Raw genomic sequence first — 19,551 nt, forward strand, 5'->3', positions numbered from 1 at the left:
CCCGTCGGCGGCGGCTCTGCACAACGCCTCGGCCGCCGTCGTGTCACCTAGCGATGTGGAGGGCACCATGGAGTTTGTGATCAATGGCCGGAACCTGGCGGTATCGGACCGTTTCCGTGAGTACGCGACGGAGAAGATCGACAAGATAGAGCAGCTCGGCGACAAGGTGCAGCGCGTCGACGCGAAGATCACCAAGGAACCCAGCGCGCGCATGGCGGACACCTCCCTCACGGTCGAGCTGACAGTACTCTGCAGGGGCCCGGTCGTCCGGGCCGAGGCGACGGCCGGCGACAAGTTCGCGGCGTTCGACCTCGCCTACGGGAAACTCCTCGAGCGCCTGCGCCGCGCCCGTGACCGGCGGAAGGTCCACCACGGCCGGCACACCCCGGTCGCCGTCAGGGTCGCCACAGCCGACCTCGAACCGGCCGACCCCGCGCAGCCCATCTACCTCGAGACGCCGACCATCGAGCCGACGTCGAACGAGCCAGCGCCCCAGCCGGAGGACGTCGACGCCTACTCCTCACCGGATGACATCCCCGCAGGCGATTCGCCCGTGCTGATCCGTCGCAAGGTGTTCTCCGGGATTCCGATGACCCTGGACGACGCGGTCGACAACATGGAACTCGTCGGCCACGATTTCTACCTCTTCATCGACTCGGCAACGGGAACACCCTCCGTGGTCTACCGCCGGCAGGGATGGACCTATGGAGTCATCACCCTCGACGCGAAGTGCGCCGAGGGAACCGAGGAGCCCCACGAGGAACTCCTGGCCTACCGCGCCAAGGAAGCGGCCACCGCCTAGGCGGGGACGCCGTGCCGGGATGTCCGGCCGGATTCCCGCAAGACGCTCTTAGAACTGCCTCCGCGCCCGGCGCGGAGGCAGTTCCGTGCAGGAGACCAGACTGAACCTCACCACCGCCCAGGCCAGGCGCATCGTCCTCGCCGCCCAGGGCCTGCACCGTCCGCGCGTCGACGCGCCGTCGTCCCGTCGCGCCGTCAACGCTGCCGCGCAGCGGCTGCAGGTCCTGCAGATCGACTCCGTGAACGTCCTCGCCCGGTCCCACTACCTGCCGCTGTTCTCGCGCCTCGGGTGCTACGACCCGGCACATCTCGAAGCCCTGTACGGCCGTTCGCCGCGCAAGCTCGTCGAATACTGGGCCCACGAAGCGAGCTTCGTACCGCCGGAGCTGTTCCCGCATCTGCGCGTGTGGCAGCGGCGGACCTGGATGGGTGCAGCCGGCATGCCGGCCGCCCTGCGCCAGACCCTCGAAAGGGACATTCTCGGACTCCTCCACCAGGGCACGCCCCTCACCGCCGCAGGCCTCCAGCACCTGCTGGGAAGTGATACCACCCGGCCCGAGGAGGGCTGGGGCTGGCGGTGGACGGCTGCCAAGCGCGTGCTCGAGGACCTGTTCGCGCGGGGAGAGATCGGATCCGCCGGCCGCACGGCCCAGTTCGAACGGCTCTACACGCCCATCAGGGCCGTCCTTCCTGATCCTGGCCTCGCCGATTGCCTGCCGACCAGGACGGAGGCCCTGCGCCTCCTGGCCGAGCGTGCGGCAGGAGCGCTCGGCGTCGCCCGCGCCCGCTCGGTCGCGGACTACTTCCGGACCCCGGTGCGCGAGACACGGGCCGCGCTCGAGGAACTCGTCGGCGCAGGTTCCCTCCAGATCGTGACCGTCGACGGCCGCTCCGAGCCCTGGTACCTCCACCCGGCGGCAACCCTGCCGCGCCAGGCACGGGGCCGGGCGCTCCTGAGCCCCTTCGACTCGCTCGTCTTCGACCGCGACCGCCTGCACCGGATCTTCGACTTCCACTACCGCATTGAGATCTACACCCCGGCGGAGCGCCGTATCCATGGCTACTACGTCCTGCCCTTCCTCCTGCGGGATTCCATCGCCGCACGCGTGGACCTCAAGGCCGACCGCGCGGCCGGACGGCTGCTGGTGCGGGCCGGTTCGGCGGAACCGGGCGCGCCGGGGGACACCGCTGCGGAGCTCGCCGACGAGCTGCGCCTGCTCGCGCGGTGGCTGGGACTGGACGGCGTCGTCGTCGAGGACCGGGGCGACCTCGCGTCCCCGCTCTCCTCGCAGGTCGGCAGGCTACTCTGAGCGGACACGCAGTTCCGTGTCCGGCACCGGACTGCAGGGGAACCATAGCGGGGGGCCGAACGTATCTCCCGTAGACTAGATACGCCATCTTTGGGCAGCATCAGATTGGGAGCAGATACCAGTGCCATCACTTCTTGAACGAGTACTACGCACCGGCGATAAGAAGACACTGAAGCGACTCCGCAACTACGCTGACGCGATCAATGTCCTCGAAGACGAGTTCCGTGAGATGTCCGACGCAGAGCTGCGTGGCGAGACCGAGCGGCTGAAGAAGCGCTACGCCGACGGTGCGACACTCGATGACCTGCTCCCGGAAGCCTTCGCCGCCGTGCGGGAGGCGTCGAGCCGCACGCTCGGACTCCGCCATTTCGATGTGCAGCTGATGGGCGGCGCGGCCCTCCACCTGGGCAACATCGCCGAGATGAAGACCGGCGAGGGCAAGACACTCGTAGCGACGGCACCTGCCTACCTCAATGCCCTGACCGGCAAGGGTGTACACGTCGTGACCGTCAACGACTACCTCGCCGAGTACCAGTCCGACCTCATGGGGCGCGTCTACCGCTTCCTGGGACTGACGAGCGGCTGCATCCTCTCCAAGCAGGATCCCGCGGCCCGCCGCGAGCAGTACGCCGCGGACATCACCTATGGCACCAACAACGAGTTCGGCTTCGACTACCTGCGCGACAACATGGCCTGGAGTGCCGCCGAGCTCGTCCAGCGCGGCCACAACTTCGCGATCGTCGACGAGGTCGACTCGATCCTCATCGACGAGGCCCGCACCCCCCTGATCATCAGCGGTCAGGCGTCGGGCGACGTCAACCGCTGGTACAACGAGTTCGCGAAGGTCGTGCAGAAGCTGACGATCGAGGTCGACTACGAGGTCGACGAGAAGAAGCGGACCGTGGGCGTGCTCGAGGACGGCATCGAGAAGGTGGAGGACTATCTCGGCATCTCCAACCTGTACGAGTCGGCAAACACACCGCTGATCGGCTTCCTGAACAATGCCATCAAGGCCAAGGAGCTCTTCAAGCGCGACAAGGACTACGTGGTCCTCAACGGCGAGGTCATGATCGTCGACGAGCACACCGGCCGCATCCTCGCGGGCCGCCGCTACAACGAGGGCATGCACCAGGCCATCGAGGCGAAGGAGGGCGTGGAGATCAAGGCCGAGAACCAGACCCTCGCCACCGTGACGCTGCAGAACTACTTCCGCCTGTACGAGAAGCTCTCCGGAATGACCGGTACCGCCGAGACGGAGGCGGCGGAATTCATGTCCACCTACAAGCTCGGTGTGGTCCCCATCCCGACCAACAGGGAGATGGCCCGCAAGGACCTCTCCGACCTCATCTACAAGAACGAGGTCGCCAAGTTCGACGCCGTCGTCAAGGACATCGTCGAGCGTCATGGGACCGGTCAGCCGGTCCTCGTGGGTACCACGAGCGTCGAGAAGAGCGAGTACCTCTCCAAGCAGCTGGCCAAGGCCGGCGTCCGCCACGAGGTCCTGAACGCGAAGAACCACGCGCGTGAAGCGGCGATCATCGCGCAGGCCGGTCGCAAGGGCGCCGTCACTGTCGCCACCAACATGGCCGGGCGAGGCACCGACATCATGCTCGGCGGCAACGCCGAGTTCAACGCCGTCGCCGCGCTGGAGAAGCAGGGACTCGATCCGGCGGACAACCCGGAGGAGTACGAGGCCAAGTGGCCCGACGCCCTCGAGGCCGCGAGGGAGAACGTGAAGGCCGAGCAGGAGGAGGTCCGCGAACTCGGCGGTCTGTACGTGCTCGGCACGGAGCGGCACGAATCGCGTCGCATCGACAACCAGCTCCGCGGCCGCTCCGGACGGCAGGGCGATCCGGGCCGCTCACGGTTCTACCTGTCGCTGACGGACGACCTCATGCGCCTGTTCAACTCCGGTGGCGCAGAGCGCATCATGAACGGCGCCACGATGCCGGACGACGTCGCCCTCGAGTCGAAGCTGGTGTCGAAGGCGATCGAGAACGCGCAGGGCCAGGTCGAGGGTCGCAACGCCGAGCAGCGCAAGAACGTCCTGAAGTACGACGACGTCCTCAACCGCCAGCGCGAGGCCATCTACGGCGACCGCCGCAGGATCCTCGAGGGCGGCGACCTCCACGAGAAGGTGCAGTTCTTCCTCGAGGACGTGGTCACCGCGATGGTCGACGAGGCGACGGAGCAGGGCCATGGTGACGACTGGGACTACGAGCTCCTGTGGACGAACCTGAAGACGCTCTACCCCATCACGCTGACTGCGGACGAGGTGATCGAGGAAGCGGGCGGGAAGTCGAAGCTGACCCGCGACTTCCTGCACAGCGAGATCCTCTCCGACGCCAAGCTCGCCTACCAGGCGCGCGAGGAAGCCCTGGGCGAGCAGACCATGCGCGAACTCGAGCGGCGCGTGGTCCTCTCGGTCATCGGCAGGAAGTGGCAGGAGCACCTCTACGAGATGGATTACCTCAAGGAGGGAATCGGCCTCCGCGCGATGGCCCAGAGGGATCCGCTCGTGGAGTACCAGCGCGAGGGATTCATCCTCTTCCAGGCGATGATGGAGTCGATCCGCGAAGAGAGCATCGGCTACCTCTTCAACCTCGACGTCGAGGTGTCCGCGCCCGCGCAGACCGGGCTCCCCGGCGTGACCGACGGACGGAACATCGTCCAGGCGCCGTCCATCAAGGCCGCCGGGCTCGATGCTCCCGCGAAGCCGGCGACGCTCAACTTCACCGCGCCGAATGCGCAGGGGGATGCTGAGGTGCACGTGGAGCGGAACAGGGCGCAGGCCGCGACGCCGGGCGGCAACAAGGCCAAGAAGAAGTAGTCAGCCGATCTCGAGGGCGGTCACCCGCCATGTCCCGCGCCGTTGTTCTATTCGTAGGGCAACGGCGCGGACGCGTTTCTGGTCGAAGGCGACGACGGACGCCTCGTAGACACCGGCACTGACGGCGCACACGCGGGCGGAGCGGACGACGACGTGCCGATGGGTGCTCGCCGCCGACTCTCCCTGGCCGCCCTGCGCAGTGCCGACGCACCGCACCAGGTTGGCGCGCAGCTGCAGCCGCTCATAGTTCTCCGCATCGAGCCAGCGCGCCATCTGCTGCAGGGGGCGGGATCCTCCCAGCACCTCGAGGGCGCCCTGGGCGACGGACCGGGCGATGCCCGAGATGCGGGACGCGTCCGGATCGGCGAGCCGTCGGCCGGCGTGTCCTGCCTCCTCGCCTGCCCGGGGCTCGCTCAGAGGCTCGGCCTCATGCGGGCCGTGCGTCCCCGGGGAGGGACGCAGCTGGACGACGGTCGCGGCGCCGGATGCGGGAATCCGGGGCGCCGCGGGAAGGAGCGGTCGCGGTGCTCCGCTGACCTCTGCGAGCGCGACGGCGGTTGTGCGGCGGAGCTGGGTCACTGCAGACATCGGATGTCCTTTCCAGGAGCGTTCGAACGGTGGTCGTGATCTCCCGCGTGCGGAGCAGAGGGCGCGCGGGAGGAAGGGAGGTACTGCAGGGGACGCCGTGGTGGCGATCGGGCCGGGTGCGTGGGGGTCGCCGCCGGCGGGTCGCCCGGGGTCAGGGGGCCCTGAGGACCTGACCGGGTACGAGGTGGGACGGATCGGCGCCGATGGTGGAGCGGTTCGTGTCGTACCAGGCGGGCCAGGCTTCGGCGATGTCGGCCGCGGTTGCGAGCGGCCCGAGCTGTTGGGCGGCGATCGACCAGAGGGAGTCCCCCGGAGCAACGACGACCTCGGTGGGCCCGGCCGACGCCCGGGACTCGGCGCGGAGCAGGAGACCTCCATCGACGGGAATCTGTGTCGGCCGCCATGCAGGTGACGGTGACTGTCCGGGTGATCCCGGTGGATCCTGCTGGTCCCCGGATCCGTGCGGGCTCTGCGGAGTACGCGCCGGGGCCGCCTCGTCCTCCTGTCCCTCACCGCTGGTGAGGGTGCTGACCGGGGACCAGTAGGGGGTGTGGGATGTGCTGGATCCATCGGTCTCGGCGGAGGCCGGCAGGCCGGTGGCCACGGAGGCATGCGACGCGACGACGGCGGTCGGACCGGCTCCCTCTGCTCCGCCCGGCGCAGCCTGGGCCATGGCGGGCGCGGTGAGGAGATGGACCCCCAGAAGCGCCGCGGCGAGCCGCCGCATGACCGCGGGGGTGCAGCGCTGCGCCACGCTCGCTGCGGCCGATGGGCCCCGGCGCTGCAACAGTTCGGCCAGGACGGCGACGGCGAGCGCGAGAATCCAGAGGCTGATGACCGCGCCGCCCAGGACCGACAGGATGAGTCCGAGGACGCCTTCGAGGTCCTGTGCTCCCGCCCGTCCGTGCGACTCGTCCAGGGCCTGGCCCGCCGTCACCATGACGAGGGCGCAGGCCAGGACCATCCCTGCCTGTACTGCATCGGACCTCTTCATCGCGTCTCCTCTCCTGGAGACAGTTTGATGCAGTTTGATGCGATTTGTCCATACTCGATTTCTTCTGCTGGCTTCCAGTTCCATTGACCGGGAGCATCCACTTGCCTACGTTGGGGGGATGCGCTGGGATGCCCTGTTCAACGACCTGGAGTCGCAGATGCAGATGGCTGCGTCCGTCCAGGAAGAAGGCGAGATCCGGGACCGTCTGCGGACCGAGCAGTCCCGCCTGACGCTCGTGCAACGACTGACAGGACAGATCGGCCGGCCGCTGGACGTCTCCACCGCGGGCGGTAGGTCGCTGACCGGAATGCTGACGCACGTCGGTTCACAATGGCTCGCGCTGGCGGTCGAGGGCAGATCCGTCCTCGTCCCCCTCGCATCGCTGCAGTCCCTCAGGGGACTGGGACGCGCCGTCGGGCAGCCTTTGTCGGGCGTCCACGCGAAGCTGGGTACCGGATCCGCGCTGAGGGCATTGTCACGGGACAGGGCGCACGTGGGGGTGTGGCTGGGGTCTCCCGCCTCCCGCGTCACCGGTGTGATCGATCGGGTGGGCGCGGACTTCTTCGAGCTGGGACTCATCGCGCCGGGAGACGAGAGGCGCGCGTCGAATGTCCGCGACGTCCTGACGGTGCCGTTCGCCTCCGTCGACTCACTGGACGCGACCGGGGCGACCGGCTAGGGGCTGGGAACGCAGGATCGTCCTTGCGGGACGTCCTCGTCCCCGTGTCGAGGGCGGACCCGGTCGCTGTCGCCGGTCTGCCGCCGACCGGTCAGACGAGGGGCGTGCTGTCGGCGTCGTTCCTCAGTGCGGAGGCCGTCTTCTCGTACGCCTTGGCGATGTATTCCTCGAGGACCCGGGTCTCCACACGCCACTGGCCGCGGCCGCCCACCTGGATCGCAGGCAACTCGCCCGACCGCACGAGGGCATACGTCTGCGACGAGCTGATGTTGAGGATCTCTCCCACATCGGCGAGGGTGAGAAAACGCCGCTCGGCCACGGGCCCGCCTTTCCTGGTGATCCTGGTGTGCCTCCAGTCTGCCATCGTCCGTCGTGGATGCCCGGCATTTCCACACTTTGACCCGATTTGTGGCAGATCGGTTCCTTCGAGGCGCCCGGTGCACAACAATTGCGGTGGGCCGTCCCGCGGGGACGGCATCGACGTCAGGGGGACGACCGTGAGTACCGACATGCGCTCCGCACAGCGACCGAGCGAGGCGCCGCGGTTGAGGAAGCCGTCCTGGAAGGATCCCCGGCTCCTCGTCGGTCTGCTCCTGGTCCTCGCCTCGACGGCCGGAGTCATCGCCCTCGTCGGCAGCCAGAACACCACCACCGAGGTGTACTCCGCACGGCAGGACATCGCCGTCGGGTCCGACCTCTCCATGGAGGACTTCGTGGCTGTCCCTGTCCGTCTCGGCGATTCGGCTGATTCCTACCTGCCGGTCTCCGAGGGGATCCCCGACGGAGCGGTGGCCACGAGGCTCGTCAGCCGGGGAGAACTCCTACCCTCGGCCGCCATCGGCACCCCCGACGAGCTGGACCGGAAACCCGTCGGCCTGACGGTCGGGGACCCCCTGCCTACGGGAACCGCCGCCGGCGACCGGGTGGACATCTGGGTCTCCCTGCGGGCCGATACGAACACCTACGAGGAGCCCCGGCTCCTCCTCGAGGCCGCCGAGGTGGCGGAGCTGATCGTGGGGGAGTCCGCCCTCGGGGCGAGCGCATCGACGCTGGTCCAGGTGCTCGTCGACGACGAGTCGATGCCGGAGCTGCTGAACGCCCTCTCCAACGATGCCCGGATCGCCGTCGTCCTGAACCCGGGTGCCGGGTCGTGAGCATCCCGGTGATCACGCTCGGATCGGTGGCGAGCGCCTATGTCCCGGGCCTCGAGCAGCTCCGCGGACCGGTCACCGTCGTGCGCCGGTGCGACGAGCTGGCAGAACTGGTTGCCGTCTGCCAGGCCGGTCTGGCCCGTGCGGCGATCATCGCCCCCGGTGCCGCGGAGCTCACGGCGTCCCTGATCGACAGGCTGCGCTTCGCCGGCGTGGTCGTCGTCGCGCTCACCGACGGCGCGGCATCAGGGAATGCGACGGCTCTGGAGGGTGTCGAGTACGTCGGGTCGTCGGTCGAGCCCGCAGTCCTGGCCGCAGCGGTCTCGCGGGCCGTCGAGGGCTTCGACGCGGTCGTCGGTCCGCGGGGTTCCCTCGCCTATGCGGATCCGCTGCACGTGCCCGACCATGCCGCGCCTGCCCCCGCCGAGGTGGTCGAGGGAGCCCGCGACGGGCGGATCGTGGCGGTCTGGGGTCCGCCGGGAGGCCCGGGGCGCACCACAGTGGCGATCAACATGGCCGCGGAACTCGCCGCCGCGGGTACCTCCGTGCTGCTGGTCGACGCCGACACGTATGGCGCGAGCATCGGGGCCTCCCTCGGCCTGCTGGACGAGTCGTCGGGACTGGCCCAGGCCTGCCGCATCGCCGACCAGGGCGGTTTCGGAAGCGCTGCACTGGCGCGCATAGCGGTGAGCGTGGCCATCAAGGGCGGCCGCCTGAGGGTGCTGACCGGCATCACGCGGCCCGATCGGTGGCCGGAACTGCGTCCGGCCGCCCTCGGCCAGGTCCTCGAGGCCGCCCGCTCGCTGGTGGAGGTCACCGTCGTCGACTGCGGGTTCTGCCTCGAAGCCGACGAGGAACTCAGCTTCGACACCCTCGCTCCGCGCCGCAACGGTGCCGCGCTCCGGAGCCTCGAGGCAGCGGACTCGGTCATCGCGGTCGGGGGAGCGGACTCGATCGGGGTCCCGCGGATGGTGAAGGCACTCTCCGAACTGACCGACGCCGTCCCGACCGCCGTACCCCGCGTGGTGTTCAACAAGGTGAGGGCTGCGGCGGTGGGCCGGGCGCCGGAGAACCAGTTGCGTGAGGCATGGGAGCGCTTCGGGCCGGGGGTAGCCATCTCGGACTTCCTGCCCGTGGACCATGCCGCGGTCGATCACGCCCGCCTGGCGGGTACCGCGCTGCTCGAGACGGCGCCGGTCTCACCGCTGAGGTTCGCGATCGCGGAACTCGCCGGGGTGCCGACGGGCGAGGGGCGGCACCGCGGGTTCGTGCGGCGCCTGCGTGACGTGAAGTTTTCGGGTAACACGGATAGGCTTCCACGGTAAGAGGTCGCAATGGAGCGGCCTTTGATTTCGTTACGGAGGCCCTCCCCATGTCGTCTGGATCCAGGACAACGGATCAGTCAAGCTCGGACACTTCACGGGAGGATTTCGTACAGCACTACTTCGAGCATCTTGCCCGTGAAGATGCCATCGGGTACCGTCCCACAGACCTCCGCCAGCGCGCCTTCGCCCACCGCGACCTCGCCCAATCCCGCGAACCGGGGACTGCCGCGATCGGCGTCATGGACCAGGGCAATTCGAGTGTCGTCATGATCGTCACCGATGACATGCCCTTCCTGGTCGACTCGGTCACCGCCGAACTCGTGCGGCAGAACGCGGCCATCCACCTGGTGGTCCACCCGACGTTCCTCGCGGTGCGCGACGACGAGTCGCACGCCCTCGCGGGCCTCAAGCGCGTGCCGTCGACCGCCGGCGCCTCGAGTGGGGACACCGCCGCGCTTCCCAACATCGCCGACCTCACCGGAACCATCGGTCGCACGGCCCAGATCGAGTCCTGGATCTCGGTCGAGGTCGCCCGCCTGTCGGACCCTGCGGCCAAGCAGTCCATCATCGAGGGCCTCCACCGGGTGCTCGGCGACGTCCGCTCCGCCGTCGAGGACTGGCCGGCCATGCGGACCATGGTCCGATCGATCGAGGCCTCGCTCGGGTCGATCGCAGGCGCGGAGGATATCCCGGACCTTCGACAGGCGCAGGAACTCCTGCAGTGGCTCGACGACGGCAACTTCACGTTCCTCGGGTACAAGGAATACGACCTCGTGACCGATGAGGACGGCCAGGATGCCCTGTCGGTCCGGGACGGCAGCGGTCTCGGCCTGCTGCGGCACGGCGGTGGGGGAGGGCACCTGCAGCAGCTCACCGCTGCAGGAAGGGCGAAGGCACGGGAGCGTCGCGTCCTCGTCATCACCAAGGCGAACTCCCGATCGACGGTGCACCGCGCCGCGTATCTCGACTACATCGGCATCAAGAGCTTCGATGCCCAGGGCAATGTGAACGGGGAACGGCGGTTCATCGGCCTGTTCGCCACCAGCGCCTACACGGGATCGGTCCGCAACGTCCCCCTGGTACGCGACAAGGTCGCCGAGGTCCTGCATCGTTGCGGGTTCCCGTCCGATTCCCACTCCGGCAAGGACCTGCTGTCCATCCTGGAGACGTATCCGCGCGACGAACTGTTCCAGATCGAGGTGTCCGATCTGGTCGCCACGGCGCTGGGCATCCTGCGACTGCAGGAGCGCCGGCGCACCCGGCTGTTCCTGCGTCCGGACGTCTACGGACGCTTCATGTCGGCGCTCGTCTACCTGCCGCGCGACAGGTACACGACCAGTGTCCGACTGCGTATCGAGGAAGAGCTGCGGGCCGCCCTCGACGCCGACACGATCGACTTCGAAGCGCGGATGAGCGAGTCGGCCCTCGCCCGCTTGTTCTTCCGCATCCGGTTGCAGCGCGGCGCGGAGATCCCGGAGGTCGACGCCGCCGACCTCGAGGAGCGCCTGGTCCGTGCCGCCCGTTCATGGTCCGAGGGCATCGTCGAGGTCGCGCAGCACAGGTTCGAGCAGGACACGGCCCAGCGGCTCGCAGCGCTGTGGGCCGAGTCCTTCCCGCCCAGCTACCGCGTCGACTACGAGGTCGAGGACGCGCTCGAGGACATCTCCCGGTTCGAGCAGCTCGCAGCCGCGGAAGCCGGCGTGCCGCAGCTGCACGTCTACGTGCCCGAGCGGCAGGACTTCGGTGACGCCGAGGACGCCCGCCTCAAGCTCTACCTGACCGAAGCGAAGAGTCTGACGCAGATCCTTCCGTACTTCCACAATCTGGGCCTCGAGGTGCTGGACGAGCGCCCGTTCGAGATCGGGCGGTCCGACGGGCGGTCCTTCTTCCTCTACGACCTCGGGCTGAGATATCCCGTGGGTATCTCACCGCTCGGAACGGCGCCCCTGCTGCAGGACGCCTTCAGTGCTGCGGTCGCCGGGAACAGCGAATCCGATGCCTTCGACAGGCTCGTCCTCAGCGAGGAGCTCGGGTGGCGCCAGGTGCTGATCCTGCGCGCATACGCCAAGTACATGCGGCAGATGGGCAACACCAACTCGTACGGCTTCGTGGCGGACACGCTGCTGCGCAACGCCGCTGTCAGTCGCGCGCTCGTCGCCCTGTTCACGGCCCGCTTCGATCCCGACCTGAACGGCGATCGGGGCGTCGCATCGCAGGCCGCGCGAACCGCACTCGATGAAGGCCTCGAGGCTGTCCCGACACTCGATGCGGACCGCGTCCTGCGGACGTTCGCCAACCTCATCGAGGCGACCCTCCGGACCAACTACTTCCAGGACAAGCGCCACGTCAGCTTCAAGTTCGACACCGCGCTGATCGAGGGCGCGCCCTTCCCGCGCCCGAAATTCGAGATCTGGGTCTACTCGCCCCAGGTGGAGGGTGTGCACCTCCGCTTCGGCAAGGTAGCTCGCGGCGGCCTGCGCTGGTCCGATCGCCGCGAGGACTTCCGCACGGAAGTGCTCGGCCTGGTGAAGGCGCAGACCGTCAAGAACGCGGTCATCGTGCCCACCGGGGCCAAGGGCGGCTTCTTCGCCAAGCAGTTGCCGGACCCGGCGACCGACCGGCAGGCATGGCTCGCCGAGGGCCAGGCCAGCTACCGGACCTTCATCCGCGGGCTCCTCGACATCACGGACAACGTCCTCACGAACGGCGCCACCGAATCCGTGGTGCCGCCGCCCCGGGTCGTACGGCACGACGACGAGGACACCTACCTCGTCGTCGCCGCCGACAAGGGGACGGCGTCGTTCTCCGACATCGCCAACGAACTCTCGGCCGAGTACGACTTCTGGCTCGGTGACGCCTTCGCCTCCGGAGGATCCGTCGGCTACGACCACAAAGCCATGGGCATCACGGCCCGTGGCGCATGGGAGTCCGTGAAGCGGCACTTCAGCGAATTCGACGTCGACACCCAGACCGACGACTTCACCGTGGTGGGCGTCGGCGACATGAGCGGTGACGTCTTCGGGAACGGCATGCTCCTGTCCGAGCACATCCGTCTGCTGGCGGCTTTCGACCACCGCCACATCTTCCTGGACCCGGATCCGGATGCCGCGGTGTCCTTCGCGGAGCGCCGGCGGCTGTTCGAGCTCCCCAGATCGAGTTGGGAGGACTACGACAGCGCGCTGATCAGCAGGGGCGGTGGGGTCTACCCGCGCCAGGCCAAGTCCGTGCCCATCTCCCCTGAGGTACGCGAGGCACTGGGGCTCGACGCAGATGTGGTGAAGCTCAGCCCTCCTGAGCTGCTGAAGGCGATCCTCCGGGCACCCGCCGACCTGCTGTACAACGGCGGGATCGGTACGTACGTGAAGGCGACGGACGAGACACACGGCGACGTCGGTGACCGGGCGAACGACGCCATCCGCGTGAACGGCAACGAGGTGCGGGCGCGGGTGATCGGCGAGGGGGGAAACCTCGGCATGACGCAGCGCGGGCGGATCGAGGCTGCGCTCGCCGGAGTCATCCTCAACACCGACGCGATCGACAACAGCGCAGGCGTCGACTGCTCGGACCACGAGGTCAACATCAAGATCTTCGTGGACCGGATGGTGCGTGCCGGCCGTCTGCAGCCCGGCGAACGGGCCGAGTTCCTGCATTCCATGACCGACGAGGTCGGCCGGCTGGTGCTGCAGGACAACATCGACCAGAACGTGCTCCTGCTCAACGACCGCCAGCGGGTCATCGAGTGGAGCCCGAGCTACGAGCGCATGATGGACTGGCTGGAGAAGAAGGCCGACCTGGACAGGGGGCTCGAAGCACTGCCGACCACCGCCGAGCTCCGGAGGAGGATCGATGGCGGCCAGGGGCTCACGTCACCCGAGCTGTCCGTGCTCGCCGCCTACGCCAAGATCGAGTTGACGAAGGTCCTGTCGGCCAGCAACCTCGCCGACGATCCCTACTTCAGGGGGACACTGCGCCGCTACTTCCCCCGGGAGCTCGTGGAGCGCTTCGACGACCTGCTGGACACCCATCCCCTGCGCCGCGAGATCATCTCGACCGTCATCGCCAACGACATCATCAACCTCGGCGGCATCACCTTCGCCTTCCGGGTGATGGAGGAGACCTCGGTGTCAGAGCCCGTGATTGCGCGCGCCTTCGTCGCCCTGCGCGAGATCTACGCCCTGGACGAGACCCTCGAATCGCTTGCCGCGCTGCCGGCCGACTTCCCCACCGATCGCTGGACGACGGTCCACCTGGACCTGCGGCGGCTCCTGGACCGCGCAGTGCGCTGGTTCGTGAACCACGTGGAGCAGGGCACCTCGGTGAACGAGGACATCGATGCCTTCAAACCGCTCATCGCCCCGTTCCGGGCGCGCCTCTCCGAGTATCTGCGGGGATGCGACCTCGAGCGGGCCCGCGAAGGTATGGCGACCGCGACGGTGTGGAACCTGCCGGGGGAGCTCGGCCAGCACTGGGCGGAGCAGTTCGAGTCCTTCGCGCTGCTGGATATCGCCTACAGCACCCGCCGGGTCGACGAGCCGGTCGAGAACATCGCCAAGGTGTACTACGCGGTCTACGACCGTTTCGAAGTGGACAACCTCCTCGAGCGGATCACGAAGCTGCCGAGGACGGACCGCTGGCAGGCCCTGGCCCGGGCCGCCCTGCGGGACGATCTCTACTCGACGGTCGCAGACATCACCGTGGCCGTCATGCGGGCCTCGCAGCACCTGCGCGAACAGGACGCGGGGGACCGCCTGCTGGCCTGGCAGGAGCAGAACGCCGATCAGCTGCAGCGCGCCACCAACATGTTCGCCGAGGTCAACCTGCTGGAGCAGGACGACATCTCGTCGCTCTCGGTGGCGCTCCGCCTCCTGCGGTCCATCGTGCGGTAGGGCGCGGTGCGCAGTCCGCGTCAGGTGACCGGGAGTGACAGACTGGATCCTGCGGCACCCCGTCCTGCCGGTCCGGTCTGTCCACGGGCACGAGCGCAGGCCGGGTTGACGCGCCCGGCCCGAGCAACAGAGAGATCCCATGGCTATCTTCACTGACCCGATCCGCGAGTACGCCGGATTCGAACCCGGCGACGCCGAGTGGCTCCATCTCCTCGTGGGGGACTGGCAGATGGTGGCCGATCTCGCGTTCGCCGACCTGGCCCTGTGGTTCCCCCTCGACGGAGGCGGCTATGTGGCACTCGCGCATGCCCGGCCATCGACGTCGCACACCGTCTTCCACAGCGACTTCGTCGGCGAGCGCATCCGCGCCGATCTGCAGCCGCTCGTCGACGTGGCCTGGCGCTCGCAGAAGATCGAGCGGTCCGGCGAGACGAATTGGACCACCGAGATGGCGATGCGCGTCGAGGCCGTGCCGATGGTCCGCAATGGCCGGACGCTCGCCGTCGTGACGACCCACATGGATCTGTCGAGTTCGAGGATGCCGTCGAGGCTGGAGCTGACCTACCGGCAGTGCGCCTACGATCTCCTGCGGATGGGCACGCTCGGGCTCTGGCCCGACTTCGCGACGCCCACGGGGTCGCGCCGCGGAGCGCCACGGGTGGGGGACGGGCTGATCCGCCTCGACGTCGACGGGATCGTGCAGTACGCGAGCCCGAACGGCGTCTCCGCCTTCCGGCGCCTGGGCGATGTCGAGACCCTGGAGGGACGTCCGCTCGCGGAGATCACGACGGCCCTGCTCAAGGATCGGAGGATGGTCGACGAGACGCTGCCGCTGGTGGTGACGGGCCGCATGCCGTGGCGCACCGAGATCGGCTCGCGTGGCGTCAGTCTGTCCCTGCGCGCCATCCCCCTGCGGGACGAGAAGGAGCGTTTCGGGGCGCTCGTGCTGTGCAGGGACGTCTCCGAACTCCGACGCCGGGAGATGGAGCTGGTATCGAAGGACGCGACCATCCGTGAGATCCACCACCGCGTGAAGAACAACCTGCAGACCGTGGCGGCGCTCCTACGGATGCAGTCCCGCAGGATGGTCAGCGAGGAAGGCAAGCTCGGCCTCGAACAGGCCATGCGGCGGGTGTCGACGATCGCCCTCGTCCACGAGACACTCTCCCAGGGGCTGGCGCAGAGCGTCGACTTCGATGAGCTCATCTCGAGGCAGTTCCGCCTGTCCGCGGAGGTCGCGTCACCCTCCCAGGCCGTCCGCACCGAGCGGAGTGGCGATTTCGGCGAACTGCCGAGCGATTTGGCAACGCCCCTGGCATTGGTGATCAACGAGCTGGTCACCAACGCCGTCGAGCACGGATTGTCCGGACGGACGGGCACCGTCTGGCTGATGGCGAACCGGCGGACGGAGGCCGATGGCGAAGAGATCCTGCGGGTGACGATCGCGGATGACGGCGTCGGGTTGCCTGAAGGCGGTCATGCGGAAGGGCTGGGCCTGCAGATCGTCCGGACACTCGTGACGAGCGAACTCGGCGGCACGATCGAGTGGAGCACTCGACCCGGGGGCGGTACATCGGTGACGCTCGAGCTCGGACTGCGCCTGAACCAGGGCAGCTGATCACCGACATCCATGCGGGTACGACGAAGGGCCGCCCGGTGGGCGGCCCTTCGTCATGATTCCGGCTCGACACGTCCGGCTCGACCGGGTGTGCCCCGGGTTCGATCAGGAGGCGCGGCGAGCTCTTGCGGCCCTCCGCTTGAGCGCACGGCGCTCATCTTCACTCAATCCGCCCCATACTCCGGCGTCCTGCCCGGATTCGATGGCCCACTGCAGGCAGGTGTCCTGCACCTGGCAGCGGCGGCAAACGCTTTTGGCTTCCTCGATCTGAAGAAGCGCCGGTCCGGTGTTGCCGACCGGGAAGAACAGCTCCGGGTCTTTGTCCAGACAGGCCGCGCGACTACGCCAATCCATGGTGATCACATTCTCCTCTGCCCTCACTCACCGTGTGCTTGTGAAAACATTCACGAGGGGGCTCATAGTAAAGGGGCCAACTTGGGCCCCCTGGGTTTGCACTGCCTTTAAGGCTGTCACGTTACTGACCGGTAAACAAGGGTTTTACCGCTTGAATTGAGCCGATAGGTGAGTGGTATGTCACAACGTCCCCGTGCCGGGCACACCTAGGGGTGCCGGCAGGCGGTCGGGTATGGTTCGTGGGTGCCCACAGACCCAGCTCCGGCTTCACCCAGCAGGCCACGCGGAGTCCTCCTGATCGTCGCGATCCTGCTGCTCGAGGCGGTCGGCCTGGTCGTGGTCGCCGCCGGATTCGTCATGACCCTCTTCCAGGCCGCCCCCCTCTCAGTCGGGGGATCGGTGTTCATGGCGGTCCTGCTCCTGCTGGTTGCAGCGGGGCTCGCCACCATGGCACGAAGGCTCATGGCAGGCTTCCGCTGGCCACGGTCGCCCTCGCTCGTCGTCCAGTTGTTCCTGGTGATCCTTGCGTTCCCCTACTTCACGGCGGGCGATCCCGTCATCGGCCTGGCGCTGATCATTCCCGCCGCCGCCGTCATCGTGACGCTCTTCTCGAAGCCCGTCGTCGAGTTCACGGTCCGGACGACCGGCAACGGGATGGCACTGTAGCCTCCTTCACCTAGCAGGGTCCGTCTGCACGTCCTCGGTATGCCCGGCGGCGGCACGGGCGACCTGGACCTCGACGACGCCCGAAGGCTCGCAGGCGTACCCCCGCCCCGCGATCGGTGGACCCTCCGCATCGAGCCGGACGCCAAGGAAGTCGCCGTCAGCAGCTGCCCTGGGTGCCAGGACGAGTCCGCGACCTGTTCCGCGGGCCTGCAGCGACAGGGGCACACGTGAGATCAGGGCAGGGCCGGGCGCGGCAGACAGGACGGCCGCGGCACCGAGGGCGACGAGCTCCGACAGGATTTGCTGGACATCCGGGGGCAGTTGATCCGCGTCATCGACCACCAGGACGCAGTGCTCCACAGGCATGCGATCGACAGCGCGGCCTGCAGGTCCACGCCAGTAGCCGGCGGGGTCGGTTCCGTCGGCGTCCCACGGTGGTGCCAGAACCGTGCGGCCGCAGCCGGCTGATTCCTGCAGGACCCGCAGGGCGTTCGTCCGTCCTGATCCCGCATGACCGAGCACGAGGTAGACCTCACCGGGACGAAGCGGGACGGAGAAAGGCTCCAGGTCGTCACCGTGCACGCCCAGCAGGAGCTTGTTACCGCCTCCGCCCTGTGCTGCTGCCCCGACCTCCTGCAGGGAGACCACACGCGGAAGGGGATCCACCCGGAAGGGTGTCAGGGCAGGAGGGCGTACCGGGCCCCCGTCCGTGCAGGGCTGTGTGACGAGCTGGCAGACACCGTCACCCCAGCCCCCGGTGATGCGTCCCTGCGCGAGACCTCGGCCCGCGACCGGCTCGATGGGGGGCATCTTCGGCCAAGTCAAGGTCGTCTCCTGGTGAGCGCCGAGGGGTAGGTAGACGCGGTTCGGCATCAGCGCGAAGAACCGCGACGCCGTCAACTCGCGATCTCCTGCCATGAGGACCGACAGCCCACAGTGGGCGCCATCCCGCACGAGGCCGTGCAGGTCCTCTTCCGCTCGTCCCAAGCGCCCGTTGCGGAACTGGGTGCTCCACCGTCCCCATCCGGTGATCGCCAGGACCGTGTGGTGGGCATCCTCCGTACCGACCGGCAGGGCCGCGAGCCGCTCGAGCACGCGTGCGGCCCGCCTCGTCTCGTGGGCCCGGACATAGGCGCCGACCTGCGGGGTCCCGGAATACCCCTGCAGGCTCCCGTCACCGTCGAGGACATACAGGTGAACATCAGGGGCGGCGTGGGGCAGGGAGGACATGAGGGAGGCGAGGGTACCCGAGGCGCCGCTGCCGGGGAGCCCGACGAGGGCGAGATGGCCATGGTCCCCGGGCTCCCAGCACAGGAGGCGCTGAGCCTGCCGATCGGGGAAGTCGGCAACGCCGAGCGGCACTGCACGAAGCGCCGATGCACCGTCATTCCTTCGGCCCGGCCCCTGGGACCCGATGGGCTCGAACCGGCTGCGCGCGGCCGCTGGAAGGTGCTCCGGTAGCGGTGGTAGCACGGGCCGGAAGGGATACGAGGCTGCGGAAGCGCCGGCCGCGGCGGCCAGCCCGGCCACCGCCTGCTCCAGGAAGTCTCCATCCTGGCAAGTGCCCTCGCAGTTCGTTCGAAAGTCCGTGCAGAGACGCCGTCGGGGCGGACCGGGTACTCCCGGTCACCGGTCCGCGCACGGGCACCGCCAGCAGCGATCGTCATCCCGGGCCCGGACGGCCGGCTGTCTCCTGCAGAACCAGTGGAGCTTCCAAGGCGCTCGCGGAACCGGACGATGACGACACCGGGTCGTCGGGAGAGGACCGGGAGGTCGTCGGAGACCTGGAAGATCAGGAGCAGGCCGGCCTGCTGGGCGCAGGACGCCAGGACGCGCGGGTCCTTCGTGAGGCGTACGTTCGGAAGGAACCGGGCATGGCGGGGAAGTTCCCCGGGCGATCCCCAGCAGATGACGGACGGAGCCTCGCAGAGGGGATGTGAGACCTGCAGCAGGAGGGTATGCATCAGCCGCCGTAAGGGCGCGGCTTCGCCGGTGATGGTGAAGCTCTCCTCGTCGGTACCCGTATGACACGGTAGGACAAGTGGCAGGTCCGCGAGGGTCGGCGGGGTGAACGGGGTGTCTCCGCGCACCGAGAGATTCGCGGGCTGATCGGCCGTCCCCAGCCGCAGGAGGACCGCGTCGGGTGAGGACCTGGGCCGGCGAGACACGTGCCCTGTCGGGTCGTGGCGGGCCCGGAGGGCATCGAGGGCGGTCTGGCCCGGGTCGGGAACCGCGACGATGCGGCGCCTCCGGTCGGCCTCGGCGGTATCGCGCACTGCATCGGCGAAGACACGGGCACTTCGTCGATGGGTGAAAAGGGGAACCAGTCCGGTCACCGCGGACAGGGCA

The 19,551-nt window shown here is 68.4% G+C and carries 14 protein-coding genes; 9 read left to right on the top strand and 5 right to left on the bottom strand.

Annotation, left to right across the window (positions count from 1 at the left end; translation table 11 throughout):
* Nucleotides 1–67 precede the first annotated feature (67 nt).
* The 3 genes from hpf (at nt 68) to secA (ending at nt 4,941) form a co-directional block, all read left to right on the top strand.
* Nucleotides 68–802, top strand: a complete 735-nt coding sequence (gene hpf / locus AC1MFI_RS10545) for a ribosome hibernation-promoting factor, HPF/YfiA family (RefSeq protein ID WP_479820849.1) — start codon at nt 68–70, stop codon at nt 800–802.
* Nucleotides 803–887: 85 nt separating this feature from the next.
* Nucleotides 888–2,111: a winged helix-turn-helix domain-containing protein gene (locus AC1MFI_RS10550; protein WP_479816731.1), complete on the top strand. Its 1,224-nt coding sequence runs from the start codon at nt 888–890 to the stop codon at nt 2,109–2,111.
* Between the two features lie 121 nt (nt 2,112–2,232).
* Nucleotides 2,233–4,941 (top strand): preprotein translocase subunit SecA, encoded by a 2,709-nt coding sequence (secA, locus tag AC1MFI_RS10555; RefSeq protein WP_479816733.1) that lies wholly within the window; start codon nt 2,233–2,235, stop codon nt 4,939–4,941.
* On the opposite strand, the gene AC1MFI_RS10560 is transcribed toward secA, so the two are convergent.
* Together AC1MFI_RS10560 and AC1MFI_RS10565 are read right to left on the bottom strand one after the other, a co-directional pair.
* Complete coding sequence (locus AC1MFI_RS10560; RefSeq protein ID WP_479816735.1) at nt 4,942–5,529, bottom strand: Rv3235 family protein; 588 nt, start codon at nt 5,527–5,529, stop codon at nt 4,942–4,944.
* 151 nt (nt 5,530–5,680) lie between these two features.
* Entirely contained in the window at nt 5,681–6,523 is an 843-nt protein-coding gene (locus AC1MFI_RS10565) for a LysM peptidoglycan-binding domain-containing protein (RefSeq protein ID WP_479816737.1), read from the bottom strand.
* 118 nt (nt 6,524–6,641) lie between these two features.
* On the opposite strand from AC1MFI_RS10565, the gene AC1MFI_RS10570 reads away from it, so the two are divergent.
* Entirely contained in the window at nt 6,642–7,202 is a 561-nt protein-coding gene (locus AC1MFI_RS10570) for a hypothetical protein (protein ID WP_479816739.1), read from the top strand.
* 91 nt (nt 7,203–7,293) lie between these two features.
* Here the strand turns inward: AC1MFI_RS10570 and AC1MFI_RS10575 are convergent, their stop codons facing one another.
* Entirely contained in the window at nt 7,294–7,521 is a 228-nt protein-coding gene (locus AC1MFI_RS10575) for a helix-turn-helix domain-containing protein (protein ID WP_479816741.1), read from the bottom strand.
* Between the two features lie 178 nt (nt 7,522–7,699).
* Here AC1MFI_RS10575 and AC1MFI_RS10580 point away from each other — a divergent pair, with 178 nt between their 5' ends.
* From AC1MFI_RS10580 to AC1MFI_RS10595, 4 genes are all read left to right on the top strand, one after another.
* Nucleotides 7,700–8,356, top strand: a complete 657-nt coding sequence (locus AC1MFI_RS10580; RefSeq protein ID WP_479816743.1) for a hypothetical protein — start codon at nt 7,700–7,702, stop codon at nt 8,354–8,356.
* Entirely contained in the window at nt 8,353–9,678 is a 1,326-nt protein-coding gene (locus AC1MFI_RS10585) for a CpaE/TadZ family protein (protein WP_479816745.1), read from the top strand. Before AC1MFI_RS10580 ends, AC1MFI_RS10585 begins: the two co-directional genes overlap by 4 nt.
* A 47-nt stretch (nt 9,679–9,725) precedes the next feature.
* Nucleotides 9,726–14,564 (top strand): NAD-glutamate dehydrogenase, encoded by a 4,839-nt coding sequence (locus AC1MFI_RS10590; protein WP_479816747.1) that lies wholly within the window; start codon nt 9,726–9,728, stop codon nt 14,562–14,564.
* A gap of 139 nt (nt 14,565–14,703) precedes the next feature.
* On the top strand, nt 14,704–16,182 hold the full coding sequence (locus AC1MFI_RS10595; RefSeq protein ID WP_400482442.1) for a sensor histidine kinase: 1,479 nt from the start codon (nt 14,704–14,706) through the stop codon (nt 16,180–16,182).
* A gap of 105 nt (nt 16,183–16,287) precedes the next feature.
* On the opposite strand, the gene AC1MFI_RS10600 is transcribed toward AC1MFI_RS10595, so the two are convergent.
* Nucleotides 16,288–16,536, bottom strand: a complete 249-nt coding sequence (locus tag AC1MFI_RS10600) for a WhiB family transcriptional regulator (RefSeq protein ID WP_055769355.1) — start codon at nt 16,534–16,536, stop codon at nt 16,288–16,290.
* A 243-nt stretch (nt 16,537–16,779) separates the two neighbouring features.
* Here AC1MFI_RS10600 and AC1MFI_RS10605 point away from each other — a divergent pair, with 243 nt between their 5' ends.
* A complete protein-coding gene (locus AC1MFI_RS10605; protein WP_479816749.1) occupies nt 16,780–17,202 on the top strand; it encodes a hypothetical protein in 423 nt (140 codons plus the stop codon).
* Between the two features lie 6 nt (nt 17,203–17,208).
* On the opposite strand, the gene AC1MFI_RS10610 is transcribed toward AC1MFI_RS10605, so the two are convergent.
* Nucleotides 17,209–18,564 carry an FtsK/SpoIIIE domain-containing protein gene (locus AC1MFI_RS10610; protein WP_479816751.1) on the bottom strand — a complete coding sequence of 452 codons (1,356 nt, stop codon included), beginning with the start codon at nt 18,562–18,564 and terminating at the stop codon, nt 17,209–17,211.
* Nucleotides 18,565–19,551 lie beyond the last annotated feature (987 nt).

This window comes from Arthrobacter sp. BC5 (genome assembly GCF_056680255.1).